This window comes from Oceanobacillus limi (genome assembly GCF_900111445.1).
In the GTDB taxonomy this organism is placed as follows: Bacteria; Bacillota; Bacilli; order Bacillales; family Amphibacillaceae; genus Ornithinibacillus; species Ornithinibacillus limi.
The window spans coordinates 1-16,280 of sequence record NZ_FOHE01000029.1 but is presented as its reverse complement, the minus strand read 5'-3'; the positions used below and the strand labels follow the sequence as shown (position 1 = coordinate 16,280).

At 37.2% G+C, this 16,280-nt stretch carries 17 protein-coding genes, 11 tRNA genes and 1 rRNA gene; 28 read left to right on the top strand and 1 reads right to left on the bottom strand.

The annotated features are described in order from the left end of the window. Positions 1-46 precede the first annotated feature (46 nt). Positions 47-820, bottom strand: coding sequence for a rhomboid family intramembrane serine protease (locus BMX40_RS18740; RefSeq protein ID WP_090872821.1), 774 nt, complete (start codon positions 818-820; stop codon positions 47-49). Between the two features lie 184 nt (positions 821-1,004). Between BMX40_RS18740 and acpS the strand changes: the two genes are divergently transcribed. The 28 genes from acpS to BMX40_RS18605 all read left to right on the top strand — a co-directional run. Then, positions 1,005-1,361 carry a holo-ACP synthase gene (acpS, locus tag BMX40_RS18735; RefSeq protein WP_090872819.1) on the top strand — a complete coding sequence of 119 codons (357 nt, stop codon included), beginning with the start codon at positions 1,005-1,007 and terminating at the stop codon, positions 1,359-1,361. A gap of 795 nt (positions 1,362-2,156) precedes the next feature. After that, a complete protein-coding gene (locus tag BMX40_RS20460; RefSeq protein ID WP_211753634.1) occupies positions 2,157-2,348 on the top strand; it encodes a hypothetical protein in 192 nt (63 codons plus the stop codon). Positions 2,349-2,677: 329 nt separating this feature from the next. Next, positions 2,678-3,694, top strand: coding sequence for a LolA family protein (locus tag BMX40_RS18730; RefSeq protein ID WP_090872817.1), 1,017 nt, complete (start codon positions 2,678-2,680; stop codon positions 3,692-3,694). Positions 3,695-3,868: 174 nt separating this feature from the next. Further along, positions 3,869-4,987: an alanine racemase gene (alr, locus tag BMX40_RS18725; RefSeq protein WP_342028698.1), complete on the top strand. Its 1,119-nt coding sequence runs from the start codon at positions 3,869-3,871 to the stop codon at positions 4,985-4,987. Between the two features lie 174 nt (positions 4,988-5,161). Then, a complete protein-coding gene (locus BMX40_RS18720; RefSeq protein WP_170840855.1) occupies positions 5,162-5,446 on the top strand; it encodes a CopG family ribbon-helix-helix protein in 285 nt (94 codons plus the stop codon). 4 nt (positions 5,447-5,450) lie between these two features. Continuing rightward, the gene (locus BMX40_RS18715; RefSeq protein ID WP_090872811.1) at positions 5,451-5,810 is read left to right on the top strand and encodes a type II toxin-antitoxin system PemK/MazF family toxin; all 360 of its coding nucleotides are present in this window, start codon (positions 5,451-5,453) and stop codon (positions 5,808-5,810) included. Positions 5,811-6,016: 206 nt separating this feature from the next. Then, on the top strand, positions 6,017-6,886 hold the full coding sequence (locus BMX40_RS18710; RefSeq protein WP_090872809.1) for an RsbT co-antagonist protein RsbRA: 870 nt from the start codon (positions 6,017-6,019) through the stop codon (positions 6,884-6,886). 5 nt (positions 6,887-6,891) lie between these two features. After that, positions 6,892-7,248, top strand: a complete 357-nt coding sequence (locus BMX40_RS18705) for an STAS domain-containing protein (RefSeq protein WP_090872807.1) — start codon at positions 6,892-6,894, stop codon at positions 7,246-7,248. Between the two features lie 3 nt (positions 7,249-7,251). Continuing rightward, positions 7,252-7,656, top strand: coding sequence for an anti-sigma regulatory factor (locus BMX40_RS18700; RefSeq protein ID WP_090872843.1), 405 nt, complete (start codon positions 7,252-7,254; stop codon positions 7,654-7,656). A gap of 87 nt (positions 7,657-7,743) precedes the next feature. Next, complete coding sequence (locus BMX40_RS18695) at positions 7,744-8,754, top strand: PP2C family protein-serine/threonine phosphatase (RefSeq protein ID WP_090872805.1); 1,011 nt, start codon at positions 7,744-7,746, stop codon at positions 8,752-8,754. A 108-nt stretch (positions 8,755-8,862) separates the two neighbouring features. Continuing rightward, positions 8,863-9,195 carry an STAS domain-containing protein gene (locus tag BMX40_RS18690; protein WP_090872803.1) on the top strand — a complete coding sequence of 111 codons (333 nt, stop codon included), beginning with the start codon at positions 8,863-8,865 and terminating at the stop codon, positions 9,193-9,195. Beyond that, positions 9,195-9,671, top strand: a complete 477-nt coding sequence (gene rsbW / locus BMX40_RS18685; protein WP_090872801.1) for an anti-sigma B factor RsbW — start codon at positions 9,195-9,197, stop codon at positions 9,669-9,671. Before BMX40_RS18690 ends, rsbW begins: the two co-directional genes overlap by 1 nt. After that, on the top strand, positions 9,643-10,434 hold the full coding sequence (gene sigB, locus BMX40_RS18680; RefSeq protein WP_090872799.1) for an RNA polymerase sigma factor SigB: 792 nt from the start codon (positions 9,643-9,645) through the stop codon (positions 10,432-10,434). The genes rsbW and sigB overlap by 29 nt, the downstream gene beginning before the upstream one ends. Beyond that, positions 10,431-11,027, top strand: a complete 597-nt coding sequence (locus tag BMX40_RS18675) for a PP2C family serine/threonine-protein phosphatase (protein WP_090872797.1) — start codon at positions 10,431-10,433, stop codon at positions 11,025-11,027. The genes sigB and BMX40_RS18675 overlap by 4 nt, the downstream gene beginning before the upstream one ends. Before the next feature lie 160 nt (positions 11,028-11,187). Continuing rightward, positions 11,188-13,359 carry a Tex family protein gene (locus BMX40_RS18670; protein WP_090872795.1) on the top strand — a complete coding sequence of 724 codons (2,172 nt, stop codon included), beginning with the start codon at positions 11,188-11,190 and terminating at the stop codon, positions 13,357-13,359. Between the two features lie 276 nt (positions 13,360-13,635). Next, positions 13,636-14,097 (top strand): SprT family protein, encoded by a 462-nt coding sequence (locus BMX40_RS18665; protein WP_090872794.1) that lies wholly within the window; start codon positions 13,636-13,638, stop codon positions 14,095-14,097. A gap of 380 nt (positions 14,098-14,477) precedes the next feature. Then, positions 14,478-14,552, top strand: a tRNA-Asn gene (locus tag BMX40_RS18660). Between the two features lie 4 nt (positions 14,553-14,556). Further along, a tRNA-Ser gene (locus BMX40_RS18655) sits at positions 14,557-14,647 on the top strand. Between the two features lie 8 nt (positions 14,648-14,655). Continuing rightward, positions 14,656-14,727 (top strand) — tRNA-Glu (locus tag BMX40_RS18650). A 20-nt stretch (positions 14,728-14,747) separates the two neighbouring features. Beyond that, positions 14,748-14,824 (top strand) — tRNA-Asp (locus BMX40_RS18645). A 5-nt stretch (positions 14,825-14,829) separates the two neighbouring features. After that, positions 14,830-14,904, top strand: a tRNA-Gln gene (locus BMX40_RS18640). Positions 14,905-15,197: 293 nt separating this feature from the next. Then, positions 15,198-15,273, top strand: a tRNA-Lys gene (locus BMX40_RS18635). Positions 15,274-15,310: 37 nt separating this feature from the next. Continuing rightward, positions 15,311-15,394 (top strand) — tRNA-Leu (locus tag BMX40_RS18630). A gap of 76 nt (positions 15,395-15,470) precedes the next feature. Then, a tRNA-Arg gene (locus BMX40_RS18625) sits at positions 15,471-15,547 on the top strand. 6 nt (positions 15,548-15,553) lie between these two features. Beyond that, a tRNA-Pro gene (locus BMX40_RS18620) sits at positions 15,554-15,630 on the top strand. A gap of 89 nt (positions 15,631-15,719) precedes the next feature. Next, positions 15,720-15,793: transfer RNA gene (locus tag BMX40_RS18615), tRNA-Gly, on the top strand. A gap of 10 nt (positions 15,794-15,803) precedes the next feature. Then, positions 15,804-15,877, top strand: a tRNA-Ile gene (locus BMX40_RS18610). A gap of 221 nt (positions 15,878-16,098) precedes the next feature. Beyond that, a 16S ribosomal RNA gene (locus BMX40_RS18605) occupies positions 16,099-16,280 on the top strand; the annotation flags it as partial.

Sequence of the window (16,280 nt, the reverse complement as noted above, 5' to 3'; positions counted from 1 at the left end):
GAAGTGCAGTCTGTACGTCTCAAAACAGGGTGCTTGCGCTTTTGTTCTAAAATAGTCCAATTCGACTAATTAGACCAAATAAGACGAGGATCCCCAACAGTATCCATAGAATATTCTTCTTAATTTTTGACGTATTCCTTTTTTTGTTCCAACGATTCGGATCAAATTGGATTTCATCATCTTCTTCATAACGATTACGATAATTTCTCCAAGGTGAATAGGGGCTTACATTTGCTAACACGATAGGAGCCAGTGCAAATCCACCAATAAAACCAAATAAGTGACCATAAACGTTAATGTTGGGTTGAAGGAATGTCATGACAAGCCCAATGATAAAAATGGTCATAATAATTTGAGAGTTAGCAGAGTCGATGAGGTGTTTTCGGAAAGCAACCATGAAAATATAAATACCAAAAATTCCATAAATGGCGCCAGACGCACCTACATGACTATAAAATTCAGTAGGTCCAATTAAATAGGTACCTACATTTGCAATAATACCAGCACCAAGGTAAGCGGTGATAAATTTAAACCGTCCAAGCATTTGCTCTAACGCGGGTCCAAACAATACGAGTGCGAACGAATTGAAAAGTGTATGCATTAGATCAACATGGAGGAATATAGGAGTGACTAGTCGCCAATATTCACCTTGATTAATTAAGTAGTTGATCCCACTTCCCCAAGTATATAGTTCCCATCCCAAAGGCAGTTGTAAAAAGTGAATGAATACCCATAATGCCAGGTGAATGATAACCAACCAGGAAACAATTGGGTAGAATTGCATAAATTCCTTAATACTTCTCTCCGTGCGAAAAAACATGAGTTTCCCCCATTCTATAAAAAACATAATTGTAATGCTTAACCAGAAAGTGATTACTTTGTTATGAACTATCGTTCTTGTCGGTTATGATAAAAATAGCAGTAACTAGTCTAAGATTACTAAAATACGATGCTCAATTGCAATTATATGCTATTTAACAGCTAAAATGATAGGGGTGGTTCGGATGATTCAAGGGATAGGAATTGATATTACAGAATTACATCGAATAAAGAAAAGTATGAATAAGAATAACCGATTTATCAAACGGATACTTACCAATTCAGAACAGGAAATTTTCTTCTCCTTAGAAAGTGAAGCTAGAAAAGTAGAATTTTTAGCCGGACGATTTGCGGGAAAGGAAGCATTTGCTAAAGCTGCAGGTACGGGGATAGGAAAGCTGAGTTTTCAAGATATTGAAATCCTTCGCCAAGAAAATGGGGCACCAATGATACAGGTCTCGGGATTTGAAATGAGTAAGATTTTTATTTCAATTAGCCATAGTGAGGCATATGCCGTTGCGCAAGTGGTATTAGAAGATTAAAGTTATTTGTTCTCCTGCATAATTGCCAAGGTTGTCTCATATATTTTAGTGCGGGTAGGAGGGAACAGATTGTATCATTTCGCCGCAAAAGAAATGTACGATAAAACCATTACACATGATGCGTACTGGGAACGAGGAGACCATTAACGGAAATGACGGGGGAGGGTTAGTATGAGAAGGTGATTCGTATTCTAAATAATAGAGGTCGAATTCCGTGATTGTTGGAGCGCAGCTAACGTATGAGCTGTAACTTTTATAGTTGCTCGAATTCGCTCAATAATCATTGCGATTAGCTCAAAGAAGTCTCTTATATTGTTATATCTGGGGCTCCCCACATTCTAAACGAAAGGTATTAGTTAGTATTTCTGTACAAGCCAATTAACCAATTGTTGTAGCACAAACAGGTATGTGTTTATTGTCAACATCCGAACCTGTATTGGGCAACAATGGACTTTATTTTTTGTTGCAAGTCTCCTTCGAAAATGAATTGTATTCAATCAAATCAATTTGCGGAAATAGTTCCTGGAAGCTAACGCGATGGACCTAACGGTAATCATAGGGAAGCCCTAATGGATGAAAATTTAATGAAGTACCATGTGCCTTAGTATGGATGTACCCAAGCTAGTATAAGTCTTTAAAACAGCTGTTGATTGGTATCATCTGTAAATTCATCAGGGTTTGTCTGAAGGCTATTGTGTATTTTTCCATAAAAAGGCGGATGTTAAGTTGGTAAGAAAGTGTTCCAGTGAAAGGTTATGTACATTGAATTTGGTTGGAACAAATGCAAAAAGTTCAATGGGAAATAATTCGGGTGGATTTTATCTACTTAAGGTGAGAACTTATGTCCAAGCTGCAATCCGTCTAGCGATCCTAACACCGTGTTCCAAAGTCAATAGTATCCCGACATTGGTGAAACCGTTTCATGCTGCGCTTGTCTTTGTAAAGGAGTATCAAGTATCGTTTGTCAAATGCCAAACAGGTAATTAAACGATTATTCACAAAGCGTTAGGTGAACGAATCAAGCTATGGTTAATCTAGGACTAGCAAATCGTGAAGTTTACCTAGAATCACAATGGTGAGGGTCTTGTATAACGATGAGTGTTTCAGGCGATCCGTTCTTCGTGGTGCAGAATTACAAACGAATATAATTCATTGCTCATCATGGTTTATTGGCTGGGTGTAAACAAATAGTTTGCAACATAAGTTCGTACATTTCTTTAAGAGTGGTGTTAATTGTTGTTTCCTTTGTTAATACAGAAAATCTATTGGTAGATAGGTTAATATGTATGAAACCTATAAATAAGGGAGATTTGTCCATGACTAAAAAAATTCTTTGGATATCCATTTTCGTATGCTTCGCACTATTACTTTCCGCTTGTGGTGAAAAGTCACAGGAGGATGTAGTGGAAGAATTGCAGAGTAACTTGGAAGACTTAAGTGGATATAAAGCAAATGCAGAAATGAAAATGAATACTGGTCAAGAGGAGCAAACGTACAATATTGAAATATGGCATAAGAAAGAAGATTTTTATCGGGTTTCATTATCGAGTGAACAATCAGAGGATGGAAGTCAAATAATCCTAAAAAATGAAGAAGGCGTATTCGTTTTGACTCCTGAGCTAAATAAGAGTTTCAAATTTCAATCTGAATGGCCTGATAACAGCAGTCAACCATATTTATATCAATCATTAGTAAATGACATCCTTACTGATGAAGAAGCAGAATTTACTATGACTGAATCAGAGTACGTATTCCAAACAAAAACAAATTATCAAAGTAATAATAATTTACCATTACAAGAGATTCGTTTTGATAAAGAAAGTTACACTCCAGTCCTTGTGAAAGTAATGGATAATGATAAAAATGCTTTGGTAGAAGTTAAGTTTTCGGAATTTGAAATGAATCCTACGTTTGAAGAGAAGGATTTTGAAATTGAAGAGAATATGGCTAGCGCAAAACCTGACGATGTACCAGTGTCAGGAGAAGCGAACAATGAAACATTTGAAATATTAATTCCGAATGAAACGGTAGGGGCTGAATTAACAGATCGAATTGAACAAGAGATAGAAGATGGAAAACGGGTAGTTTCAACTTATACCGGTGAAAAAAATTTCACTCTTGTACAAGAGAAGCGAGACGTCTTACCAACTCTCTCATCTCCACAAGAGGTTAATGGGGACATAGTAAGCTTAGGACATACAGTCGGTGCCCTCTCCGAAAATGCTGTAGAATGGGATTATAAAGGAATGAATTTCTACCTAGCTAGTGATCAATTAACAAGAGAAGAACTAATAGAAGTCGCGCAATCTGTTGTAGGAACAGAAGTGAAATAAAATGGTAAGAAATAGAGCAGACTCAAAGTGGAGGGGGTCTGCTTTTTATTTTCATTTTTAGACCACTCCTTCCTTTATTGTTTACTTACCATTTGAATTCTTTGACTTGTTTGTTGGTAGACAGAGTAATAAAATATAAGTTAATGTACGTAACGAAAAAGGAGTTTTGTTGTGGTGGAGAACTTTTATCGGCAAACATGGGCGGAAATAGACCTTGGTGCAATCAAATATAATATTGAACAAGTTAAAGCAAAGCTACCACAACAGAGTGATATTATTGCTGTTGTAAAAGCGGATGGATATGGACATGGAAGTGTACAGGTAGCTAACAAAGCACTAGAAGCAGGGGCAAAGGCACTTGCTGTAGCACTTTTAGAGGAAGCTTTCGTGTTAAGGGAAGCAGGATTTAAAGTACCTATTCTAGTATTAGGGTGGGTATCACCAGAGTACGCAGCAATTGCTGCTGAAAATAATATAACACTAACATTTTTTCAGAAAGAATGGATGGATGAAGTAGCTTTATTGCCAATGAAGAAGAAGGTAAAGCTTCACATGAAATGGGACACTGGCATGGGGAGAATCGGCATACGGACGGAAACAGAACTAAAGAATATTTTACAAGGATTAAAGAACAATAAAAACATCGAACTGACTGGGGTGTATACTCATTTTGCTACTGCTGATGATCAAGATCTAACGTTTTACCATCAACAGAATAAACGATTTCAAGAATTATTAAAGGTGTTCCAGGAAATATGGTCAGAACCAGTAGTCATCCACACCGGAAATAGCGCTGCTTCCATTCGTTTTCCAAAAGAAATGCATAATTACATTCGTTTGGGCATATCAATGTATGGGTTGTATCCTTCTAAACCTGTTAAATTAGAAAGAAGTCTCCAATTAAAAGCGGCTTTTTCATTACACAGTAGGTTAGTCCATGTTAAGCGAGTTCCAGCTGGTCAGAGTATCAGCTATGGGAGAACTTACATAACAAAGGAGAGTGAATGGATAGGCACTATCCCGATTGGTTATGGAGATGGATGGAGTAGGAGATTGCAAGGTAAGGAAGTTTTAGTTAATGGAAAAAGGATGCCGATTGTTGGAAGGGTTTGTATGGACCAGGTAATGATTCGGTTGGACCAAGAATATAAACTAGGTACAAAGGTAACGCTGATAGGAGAGCAAAAAAATAATTCAATTGAAATGGATGAAATTGCCGATTATTTGGATACGATCAACTATGAAATTCCTTGTATGATTAATGAGCGTGTGCCGAGAAGATACAAGGAATAAACTGGTAATTTATCCGTAACGTGGTAATTTGGCGAACGATGTCGATTAATTTAGGTGAATGAACCACATTTTTTACAAAAAAGTCCTATAAACCTTTGCATTACGGTCTATAGAATGATATTATTAGAATGAATTTCAATATGGTCGTTCAACAGTTGGCGGAGGTGCATGGTTTTGTCAGAGAGTTTACAAGAGATTATGGTGCGGCTACCAAAAAACCTGTTAAATGAGGTGGATGGAATAATGAAATATGAAAATAGTGATCTAAGTGATTTTATTTGTCAGGCAACGAGAAAGTATCTTGAAACGAAGAAAGAACAGCACATTCAAAACTTTTATGAATCCATGCAAAAAGGCTATGAAGAAATGGCTAGAATAAATCTTAATATTGCTTCGGAGGCTTTTCAAGCTGAAGAGGAGGCTGAAATCACTTTAGAGCGCACTGTGATCGGGGTGTAGTATTTTGATCGTACAAAGAGGCGAAGTATATTTCGCTGACTTATCCCCTGTTGTTGGATCGGAGCAGGGAGGAATTCGTCCGGTACTGATCCTTCAAAATGATATTGGTAACCGATTTAGCCCTACTGTAATTGTTGCTGCGATTACTGCGCAGATACAAAAGGCAAAACTACCTACTCATGTAGAGATAGATGCCAAACGGTATGGGTTTGACCGTAACTCTGTTATTCTTTTAGAGCAAATCCGTACGCTTGATAAACAACGTTTAACAGATAAGATTACAAAGCTAGATGATGAAATGATGCACAAGATAAATCGTGCGGTTGAAATTAGTTTGGGACTAAAAGAATTATATGGTCAGTAATATAACCCTAGTTTGTTGAAAAAAAACTAAGGGTTTTTATTATGTATAATGGAATCTAGTGAAATTTTTTATTATAAAATGATTGAAAATTTATATTTCCTAATGAATTTTGTTTTATAAAATAAATTTCTGCATTATGTTTGCACTTGAAGTCGATAAATGTGAAAATATTGATAAGAATTTCAATGAATAGGGGTACGGAGTAAATGGATAGAAACTTAAAGCGTATTGCATTAGAAAACAGTGATACGATTGTGAAAATGTGGATGAATGAAATTAACACGATAAAAGATGGTAATTATACTGCGACTATATCGGATGATTTATTTGAGAGTACAAACCGAGAATTTGTAAATGTTATTTTTGCAAGTATTAAGGATCAAGGGTCTTCGAAGGTTGTAGAAGACTTCTCAGAAAAGATTATTCAATTAGGTTGGCCACTCAGTTACATAACAGATGGATTACAGATATTTCGACGAGTAACGATTGAATATATTTTAAATAACTCAGAGAAAGTGAATTCAGATTATTTTTCCAAAGTATTAGAGAGTGTAGATTTATGGGTGGAACCTATTATACGTAGATTGGTTAATGAATATTCTGGCAGCTGGGAGCATACGGTATCATTGCAACGAGTTGCTTTACAGGAATTGTCCGCTCCGCTTATTCCGGTGCTAGAAGGTATAACGGTTATGCCGTTAATTGGAACAATAGATACGGATCGTGCCAAATTGATAATGGAAAATCTATTAGAAGGTGTTATGCAACATAATTCAGAAGTAGTATTAATAGATATCACTGGTGTCCCAGTAGTTGATACAATGGTTGCGCACCATATTATTCAAGCGGCGGAAGCGGTCCGTTTAATTGGTGCAACATGTATCCTTGTAGGTATTCGTCCAGAAATTGCCCAAACGATTGTTAATTTAGGAATCGATCTTGGTAAATTCCCAACGAAGAGTTCATTGAAAAAAGGATTTATGACTGCATTAGAGCTTATGAATCGTAAAATAGTAGATCTAGACTCTAAAGAGGAAAGCATTGAGAAAATGATAGAATCGATTAAAGGGGAGTGAACCTTGTGCGAATTCCTATATTAAAGCTATATAATTATTTACTTATTTCCATACAAACGGAAATAGATGATCAAACAGCGATACAATTTCAAGAAGACCTTTTAAATGAAATTCATGAAACAGGCTCACAAGGGGTTGTCATAGACCTAACCTCCGTTGAGGTAATTGATTCATTTATTGCGAAAGTTCTCGGAGACGTTGTGACGATGTCAGATCTAATGGGGGCGAAAGTAGTACTAACGGGAATACAGCCAGCAGTTGCAATGACGTTGATTGAACTTGGGATTCATATGCAAAATGTCCCAACTGCTATTGATTTAGAGCAAGGCTTAATGAAACTCCATCAGGAATTGGGGGAATAGATGATGAGTTCCCAATCCTGTGTAACCATACAAAAAGAGTGGGATATTGTTGCTGCGCGTCAGCTTGGTCGAGAAATTGCCAAGAAAATTGGTGTTGGAACAGTTGACCAAGCGCGGATAGCAACAGCAGTATCGGAAATAGCCAGGAACATTTATCTATATGCTAAAAATGGGCAGGTTTGCTTTGATGTAATTGACACCATTGATCAAAAAGGCATTTTGATCATTGCAGAAGATTCAGGCCCTGGAATTGAAGATATTAGTCAAGTGATGGAAGATGGGTATTCAACTTCAGGTGGATTAGGGGCTGGGCTACCTGGGGTTAAGCGCTTGATGGATGAATTTGATATTAAGTCCGAAGTTGATAAAGGTACAGTAATTAAAACAATAAAGTGGGTACGAAAATAAGATAAATAATGTAGGATAAGCGTTTTAAAATAGGGTTATACAATATGTGTGACCCTGTTTGTGATGATTGATAGGAGAGACCTTACGATGGATACATTAGAGTTTGATCGAACGAATTATAAGGAACTATTGAAGAAATATATCGAAACAAAAGATGAGCAATCACTGTACGGTGCGGAACAAATTTCGAAATCCTTTATCAAGAATAATATTTTGCCAGAAGAAATTGTGAATTTACATATACAAGCAATGATTGAGCTATATCCCGGAAAAAGTAAAGAAATATACTCGTCTATGAATTTCTTGTTAGAAACAATGATTTCATACGGATTAGCACACCAAGAATACCAATCCTTACGTGAAAAGCAATTAGAACTCCAATCAGAAATCTCCGTAGCTGCCAGCATGCAAAATACGCTTCTAGCGACCTCTGTTCCTAAAGTAGATGATTTAGATATTGGTGTTATAAGTGTGCCCGCTCATCAAATGAATGGAGACTATCATCATCTAGTAACAGGTAAGGATGGAACAATCGGAATTGCAGTTGCTGATGTAATAGGGAAAGGTATTCCGGCGGCATTATGTATGTCGATGATTAAGTATTCTCTAGAAAGCTTTTCAGAGCAATCGGCGAATCCAAAATTAATTTTAGAAAATTTGAATCGTGTCGTGGAGCGAAATGTTGAAACAGGTATGTTTATTACGATGTTCTATGCACAGTACAATCCATCTACTAGTATATTGCATTATGCCTCTGCTGGGCATGAGCCAGGCTATTATTTTAATGCAGAAAAAAACAATTTTGAGGAAATAAATGCAAAGGGCTTGGTATTAGGTGTTTCCTCTGACACGAAATATGAACAGTATGAACTAACCCTTAATAAAGGAGATATGGTTGTTCTTTTGACCGATGGTGTAACAGAGTGTCGTAATAATGGAAAGTTCATCGAAAGTGAAGAGGTCATTGAGGTTATAAAAAATTATGCGCATTTACCTGCCCAGGAGGCGGTAAATCAAGTATATAAATATTTTGAACGATTACAGGAATTTCAACTGAAGGATGACTTTACATTAATCATGATGAAAAAGAACGTTTAAGTTGTGTAATTATAGGGAAAAGGAACTCTAGATAATTACATCTAAAGAGAAATGATGGTTACATATTGATGTAAAAAATTACTCGTTTTTAATTAAGGGAGGATTTTTATGAATTTAGAGATTAATGTTACCGAACATCCTGATATAATATTGGTTCAATTATCTGGTGAAATAGATGCTTATACAGCGCCGCAGCTTAAGGATAAACTGATACCACTTACGAACCGCAAAGGGGTAAGAATAGAGGTTGACTTGGAGAATGTTAATTACATGGACAGTACTGGTTTAGGTGTTTTCATAAGCGCGCTTAAGTCATCCAAGGAAAATGGAAGTAAAATAACCTTATTCAATTTGAAAGATCGAGTCCAAAGACTCTTTAAAATTACCGGGTTACACCAATTGATTGATATTAACTTGGACGAACGAGGTGTGAATAATTAATGGATACATTTGATTTTATTGAAATGAAAGTTCCAGCAAAAGAAGAATACGTCGGTGTAGTTCGTTTAAGTATTTCTGGAATTGCAAATCGAATGGGGTTTACTTATGAAGACATTGAGGACCTCAAAGTAGCCGTTTCTGAAGCAGTGACAAACGCTGTAACTCATGCATATGAAGTGAATGAAAATGGGGAGGTTACGTTAGGGTTCGCAATATATAAGGACCGTTTAGAGGTTATGGTTGCAGATCATGGAGGTAGTTTCAACCTTCAGGAAGTGAAAAAGAATATAGGACCCTACGAGAATGATCGATCGATTGATGAGTTACGTGAAGGTGGATTCGGTCTCTTCTTAATGCAGGCTTTAATGGACAAAGTAGAAATCAACAATGATTCAGGTGTAATTGTTCTAATGACGAAGTTTATCGAAGAAATTGGGGTGGAACTTGATGACGACCACGTCTCAACCACACAATAAAGGAAGAGATGAGGTTTACCAATGGATTAAAAAGTTACAAAAGGATCCAACAGATGAAGTACTACAGCAACAAATTGTCCTTTCATATCAAGATCTAGTCCAATCCATTGCTCGGAAATATTCGAAAAACAGTAGTATACATGAAGATTTAGTCCAAGTAGGTTTAATAGGCTTGTTAGCAGCTGTTAAACGGTTTGACACCTCATATGGTAAGACATTTGAATCATTTGCAATCCCTACAATTGTTGGTGAAATTAAACGGTTTATACGCGATAAAACATGGAGTGTTCATGTTCCGCGCAGAATTAAAGAACTAGGTCCCAAGATTAAGAAAGCTGTAGATGAACTAACGACAAAGAATCAGAAGGCGCCAACCGTATCGGAAATTGCAGAATATTTGGGTGAGTCAGAAGAAGATATTTTAGAAACAATGGAAATGGGAAGAAGTTACAATGCGTTATCGGTAGACCGTCAAGTAGATGTAACCTCCGAAGGTAAAGCAGTTGCTATCTTAGACTTAATTGGTGATGAAGAAAATGGATATAACCAAGCTGATCTGAAAATGATTATTGAAAAGATCCTTCCCATTTTGTCGGATCGAGAACAAGAAATTTTGCAGTATACTTATTTTGAAAATATGAGCCAAAAGGAAATTGGAGAGCTGTTAGGTATATCACAAATGCATGTCTCAAGACTAATGCGTCGTTCATTAAGAAAACTCCGTGAAGCAATCCAATCTGATAGTACGGAGGTTTTAGATTGAGTAATACATCGAAAGTTCAAGTAGCTGTCTTCCAAAAAGCTAAACAAGGAAATGTTTGCTGTGGAGATAGTTACTTTTATATAGAAACCGAAAACTTTTTCTTATGTGCCATTGCTGATGGACTAGGAAGTGGGGAGTATGCAAGGGAGTCTTCACAGGCAGTAATTGATATAATCAAGTCGAATAGTGATGGAAATGTCGAACAGATTTTTCAAAAGAGTAACACCGAATTGTTTGGAAAGCGTGGAGTGGTTTTAGGAATCTTGAAGATTAATTTTCTGAAACAGAGATATTCGTTTTCTTCAATCGGAAATATCGGGTTTATTACCGTGGATAAAGATAAAAATAAAAAAAGAAATATTCCAAGAGCTGGTTATTTATCTGGATATAAACGACCGATTCAGGTGAAAGAGGAAAAATTAGAGCCAGAAATGAATTTTATTATGTTTACGGATGGAGTAAAAAATAATGAATTATCATCTCATTTTTATACACATACAGATGTAGATTATATTACGAACGCATTTGCGTTTCAGAGTGACGCGGATAGGGATGATGATACAACACTAGTAGCAATGCGATATAGTGGATAACAAAGACTGGCGGTAAAGCCGGTTTTTTGTTTTTTAGGAAACATTATAAGTAGTGGAGGAAAATATGCCGTAAAATAAGCGCGTGCAAACTATACTCGATAAAATGGGAAATTGTGTTGGTATTTGATAGAATAAGTTTGTGAACAAAGGAGGAAAAGTTGTGTCTGATGAATTAAAAAAAGAGCTTACTCATTGGGTAGCTAAGGAAACTAAAGTTAAACCTGCTATTGTAGATAAAGTGATTGCGTTGATGGATGAAGGGAATACAGTTCCTTTCATTGCCCGTTATCGAAAGGAAGTTACTGGGGGACTTGATGAAGTTCAAATTAAGCTGATTCAAGATAAATGGCAATATGCAACTCACTTAGCTGAGCGGAAAGAAGAGGTAATACGATTAATAGAGGAACAAGGAAAGCTGACGGAAGAACTGGAACAGGCAATTAAGTCAGCAACCCAGTTACAGCGTGTGGAAGATTTATATCGTCCTTATAAGCAAAAACGAAGAACGAAAGCAACGATTGCGAAAGAAAAGGGATTAGAGCCGTTAGCTCAAATGGTTTGGCAACAGTCAATACATAAGATTGATGAAAAAGCGCAAGAATTTTTATCCGACGAACATGAACTACATACTTTAGAGGATATTTTTGCTGGTGTGAACGATATATTAGCCGAATGGATCTCTGATGAGCCGGCTTACAGGGAGCGTATTCGGGAAGAAACGTTTAAACGAGGGATTGTCCAAGCTACAGTGAAACATTCGGATAAAGATGAAAAAGGCGTTTATGAAATGTACTATGAATATAGTGAAGCGGTTCGTTCATTGGTGTCACACCGAATACTAGCTTTAAATCGCGGTGAAAAAGAAGATGTTTTGAAGATATCCATTGATCCACCTATTGAACGGATTATTGAATTTCTTACCAATAAAGTTATTCGAAAAGATTCACCGAATGATATAAAAGGGATTCTACAAGGGGCAATTGAGGATAGTTATAAACGATTAATCCAGCCTTCTATTGAAAGAGAAATTCGTAACTCTTTAACAGAAAAAGCTGAGGAACAAGCAATTGAGGTGTTTTCAACCAATCTTAAAAATCTATTGCTTCAGCCACCTTTAAAAGGGAAGACCGTTCTCGGTGTAGATCCAGCATACCGAACTGGGTGTAAACTAGCGGTAGTTGATGAAACTGGAAAGGTACATGAAGTTAGCGTGATGTATCCAACTGCACCTAAAAATGACATTGTTGGTGCTGAGAAGATTGTAATGGAGTTTATAAATAATTATAAAGTTGAGCTTATTGCGATTGGAAATGGAACAGCATCAAGAGAGACGGAACAATTTGTTTCGGATGTTATATCAAAACATAGCTTAGATATTCCGTATATTATCGTAAATGAAGCTGGTGCAAGTGTTTATTCTGCTTCCCAATTGGCTCGTGAAGAATTTCCAGATTTACAAGTAGAGGAAAGAAGTGCTGCATCCATTGCTCGTCGGGTACAAGATCCGTTAGCTGAACTAGTGAAAATTGATCCGAAATCAATTGGTGTAGGACAATATCAACATGATGTAACTCAAAAATCGTTAAATGAATCACTTACTTTTGTAGTAGAAACAGCTGTAAACCAAGTAGGGGTGAATGTAAATACTGCCTCTAGTTCATTACTTCAATATGTATCAGGTCTAAGTAAAACAGTTGCTAATAATATTGTGAAACAACGAGATGAAACTGGCAAATTTACAAATAGAAAACAATTGAAAAAAATACCTAGACTCGGTGCTAAAACATATGAACAAGCAATCGGTTTTCTTCGCATTGTTGATGGAGAACATCCTTTGGATCGTACACCTATCCATCCGGAAACCTATTCTCATACAGAAAAACTATTAGATATGATTGGATGTGAAGTGAGCGATATCGGTTCACAAATGTTAAAAGAGAGATTAGGTGAATTAGATATTAGCGCCACAGCGGAGAAACTTGATATTGGGAAACCGACACTACAGGATATTATGTCAGCTTTAAGTAGACCAGAAAGAGATCCGCGTGATGATTTACCAAAACCATTATTAAAACAAAACGTATTGACATTAGAGGATTTAAAACCTGGGATGGAATTACAAGGTACGGTAAGAAATGTGGTAGATTTTGGAGTGTTTGTAGATATAGGTGTAAAACAGGATGGTCTCGTCCATATTTCTAAAATGGCTAATAAATTTGTGAAGCACCCAATGGATATTGCATCTGTAGGGGATGTTGTAACCGTGTGGGTAGAAGATGTCGATGTGAACAAAGGAAGAGTGGCACTTTCGATGATAGGAAATGAAAAGTAAAAAAATAGGACTTGGGTAGCCGAGTCCTGTTTTTTACTTTTCAAGTTTTTCACCCAGTCTCTAATTTATTTGTTGAAAGTTTTTGCGACACCTTTCTTATACTTAATTGATGATAACTATGAAAAGTGTGCTTTCTAGTAATTAACTAACCCTATATTAATGAGGTTTTAAAAAGAAACGATGATTTGGAAATTATATAATGGTGGTTATCTTTATGTGGATATATAGTTGCGGTGTGATAAAATAAAATCACTATTAAATGAGGAAGTAGTAATAATGAGTCTTTTAAATGAAAAGCAATTATTCAATCTGGTAAACGACATATCAATAAAATATTTCCATAAGCCATTTATAGATAGAGTTTACTTTAATCATCGTTTACGTACAACTGGTGGTAGGTATATTCCAGGGAAAAGGGTTATTGAATTAAATCCGAAATATGCTATTGAAATGGATCATGAAGAGTTTGTTGGAATAATAAAACATGAGCTCTGTCACTACCATCTTCATATTGAAGGGAAAGGGTATAAGCATGGTGATGCAGAGTTTAAAAAACTTTTAAAGGAAACAGGGTCTCCAAGGCATTGTAATCCATTGCCCTCTTCAAAGAAAAAGGTTAACTATCGATATGAGTGTATGAAGTGTCATTATATATATGAGAGAACTCGTCGTGTTAATACGAATAGGTATGGATGTGGGAGGTGTCGAGGGAAGTTAAAATTACTAGGTAGGAAGTAATGGTGGAAGAATATTAAAAAGGTACTATATATTTATATTGAAAAGTTATTGACGAATTTATTTGGACATGTTAAATTATATAAGGTCTTACAAATTGGTTTAAAAAATTAAAGCGAAAAAGATATAAAAAAAGGCACAAAAGATGTTGACAATCCTTTTTAAGTGTTGTATGATAGTTTTCGTCGCTGTTAAATTAGTGAGATCAAACTCATTGGAAACATTCCAAAGTAGCTCAGTGGTAGAGATGAGCAAGGCATCCACCGAATAAGCTGCGAATAACCCCGAAGCACAAAACATCATTGAATAAGCTAGGAGATGTAGGGGTGTAACTTCACTGATTAAACTTTTAAAAAGTGTGGTCAGGGAAAAAATGATAATATTCCACAGTAGCTCAGTGGTAGAGCTATCGGCTGTTAACCGATCGGTCGTAGGTTCGAATCCTACCTGTGGAGCCATAATGGAGAAGTACTCAAGTGGCTGAAGAGGCGCCCCTGCTAAGGGTGTAGGTCGTGTAAGCGGCGCGAGGGTTCAAATCCCTCCTTCTCCGCCATTGTTAATGGCCCGTTGGTCAAGTGGTTAAGACACCGCCCTTTCACGGCGGTAACACGGGTTCGAATCCCGTACGGGTCACTTTAAAATTAATATTGGAAGGTCCGGTAGTTCAGTTGGTTAGAATGCCTGCCTGTCACGCAGGAGGTCGCGGGTTCGAGTCCCGTCCGGACCGCCATTTGTTGGGCTATAGCCAAGCGGTAAGGCATCGGGTTTTGATCCCGTGTATCCTAGGTTCGAATCCTAGTAGCCCAGCCATTTCTTTTTGTTCTTATGTGAGAAACGTCACAATGACGGATCGACTCACCCCGAAGCACAAAGCTTCTATAAATAAGTAAGAAGGTGTAGGGGTTAACAAAATATGCAAGCTACAATTAAGTAAGAACATTTAATAAAAGGAGCCATTAGCTCAGTTGGTAGAGCAACGAGCATCGCTTCCACCGAATAATCTACGAGTAACCCCGAAGCACAAATCTTCTATGAATAAGCAAGAAGATGTAGGGGTCACAAAATATTTAAGCTATAATTAAGTAATAACATTTAATAAAAAGGAGCCATTAGCTCAGTTGGTAGAGCATCTGACTTTTAATCAGAGGGTCGAAGGTTCGAATCCTTCATGGCTCACCATTAATAATGAAATTTATATAACCAAACTAGTCTCAATGCGGTCGTGGCGGAATGGCAGACGCGCTAGGTTGAGGGCCTAGTGGGAGTTAATCCCGTGGAGGTTCAAGTCCTCTCGACCGCACTTTTGCTTTCCGAACAGATGAAAAGGCATTGACTAATAAAGTTAAAAATGTTATATTAAAATATGTCGCTTTAAAGCGCCCGTAGCTCAATTGGATAGAGCGTTTGACTACGGATCAAGAGGTTAGGGGTTCGACTCCTCTCGGGCGCGCCATTTTTACGGGAAGTAGCTCAGCTTGGTAGAGCACATGGTTTGGGACCATGGGGTCGCAGGTTCGAATCCTGTCTTCCCGACCAGCAGGAATTCAATTAATAACTATGTGAAAACACACCAAGAAAAGAACATTTAGTGTGAACCGAAGTTAGCATTATTATATATCTAAATTGCGGGTGTAGTTTAGTGGTAAAACCTCAGCCTTCCAAGCTGATGTCGAGGGTTCGATTCCCTTCACCCGCTCCATTTATTACGTGGGCCTGTAGCTCAGCTGGTTAGAGCGCACGCCTGATAAGCGTGAGGTCGGTGGTTCGAGTCCACTCAGGCCCATTGCACTTTTTGAAAAATGTATTGACTTACTGAGTTGATCATGTTAAACTTAAAAAGTTGCTATTAAAGTCAAGTATTTGCTCTTTGAAAACTGAACAAAACAACTAGTATGTTAAGATGAAAAACAACCTCGTTTTTCTAACTTATTTAAATCTAGAAGCTAGTGTTTCTAGTAGCTAAGAATTATCATTTGGTTGATTGGTGTCAATCAAATACAAACTTTTTTGGAGAGTTTGATCTTGGCTCAGGACGAACGCTGGCGGCGTGCCTAATACATGCAAGTCGAGCGCGGGAAGCAAGTTGATCCCTTCGGGGTGAAACTTGTGGAACGAGCGGCGGACGGGTGAGTAACACGTGGGCAACCTGCCTGTAAGACTGGGATAACTCGCGGAAACGTGAGCTA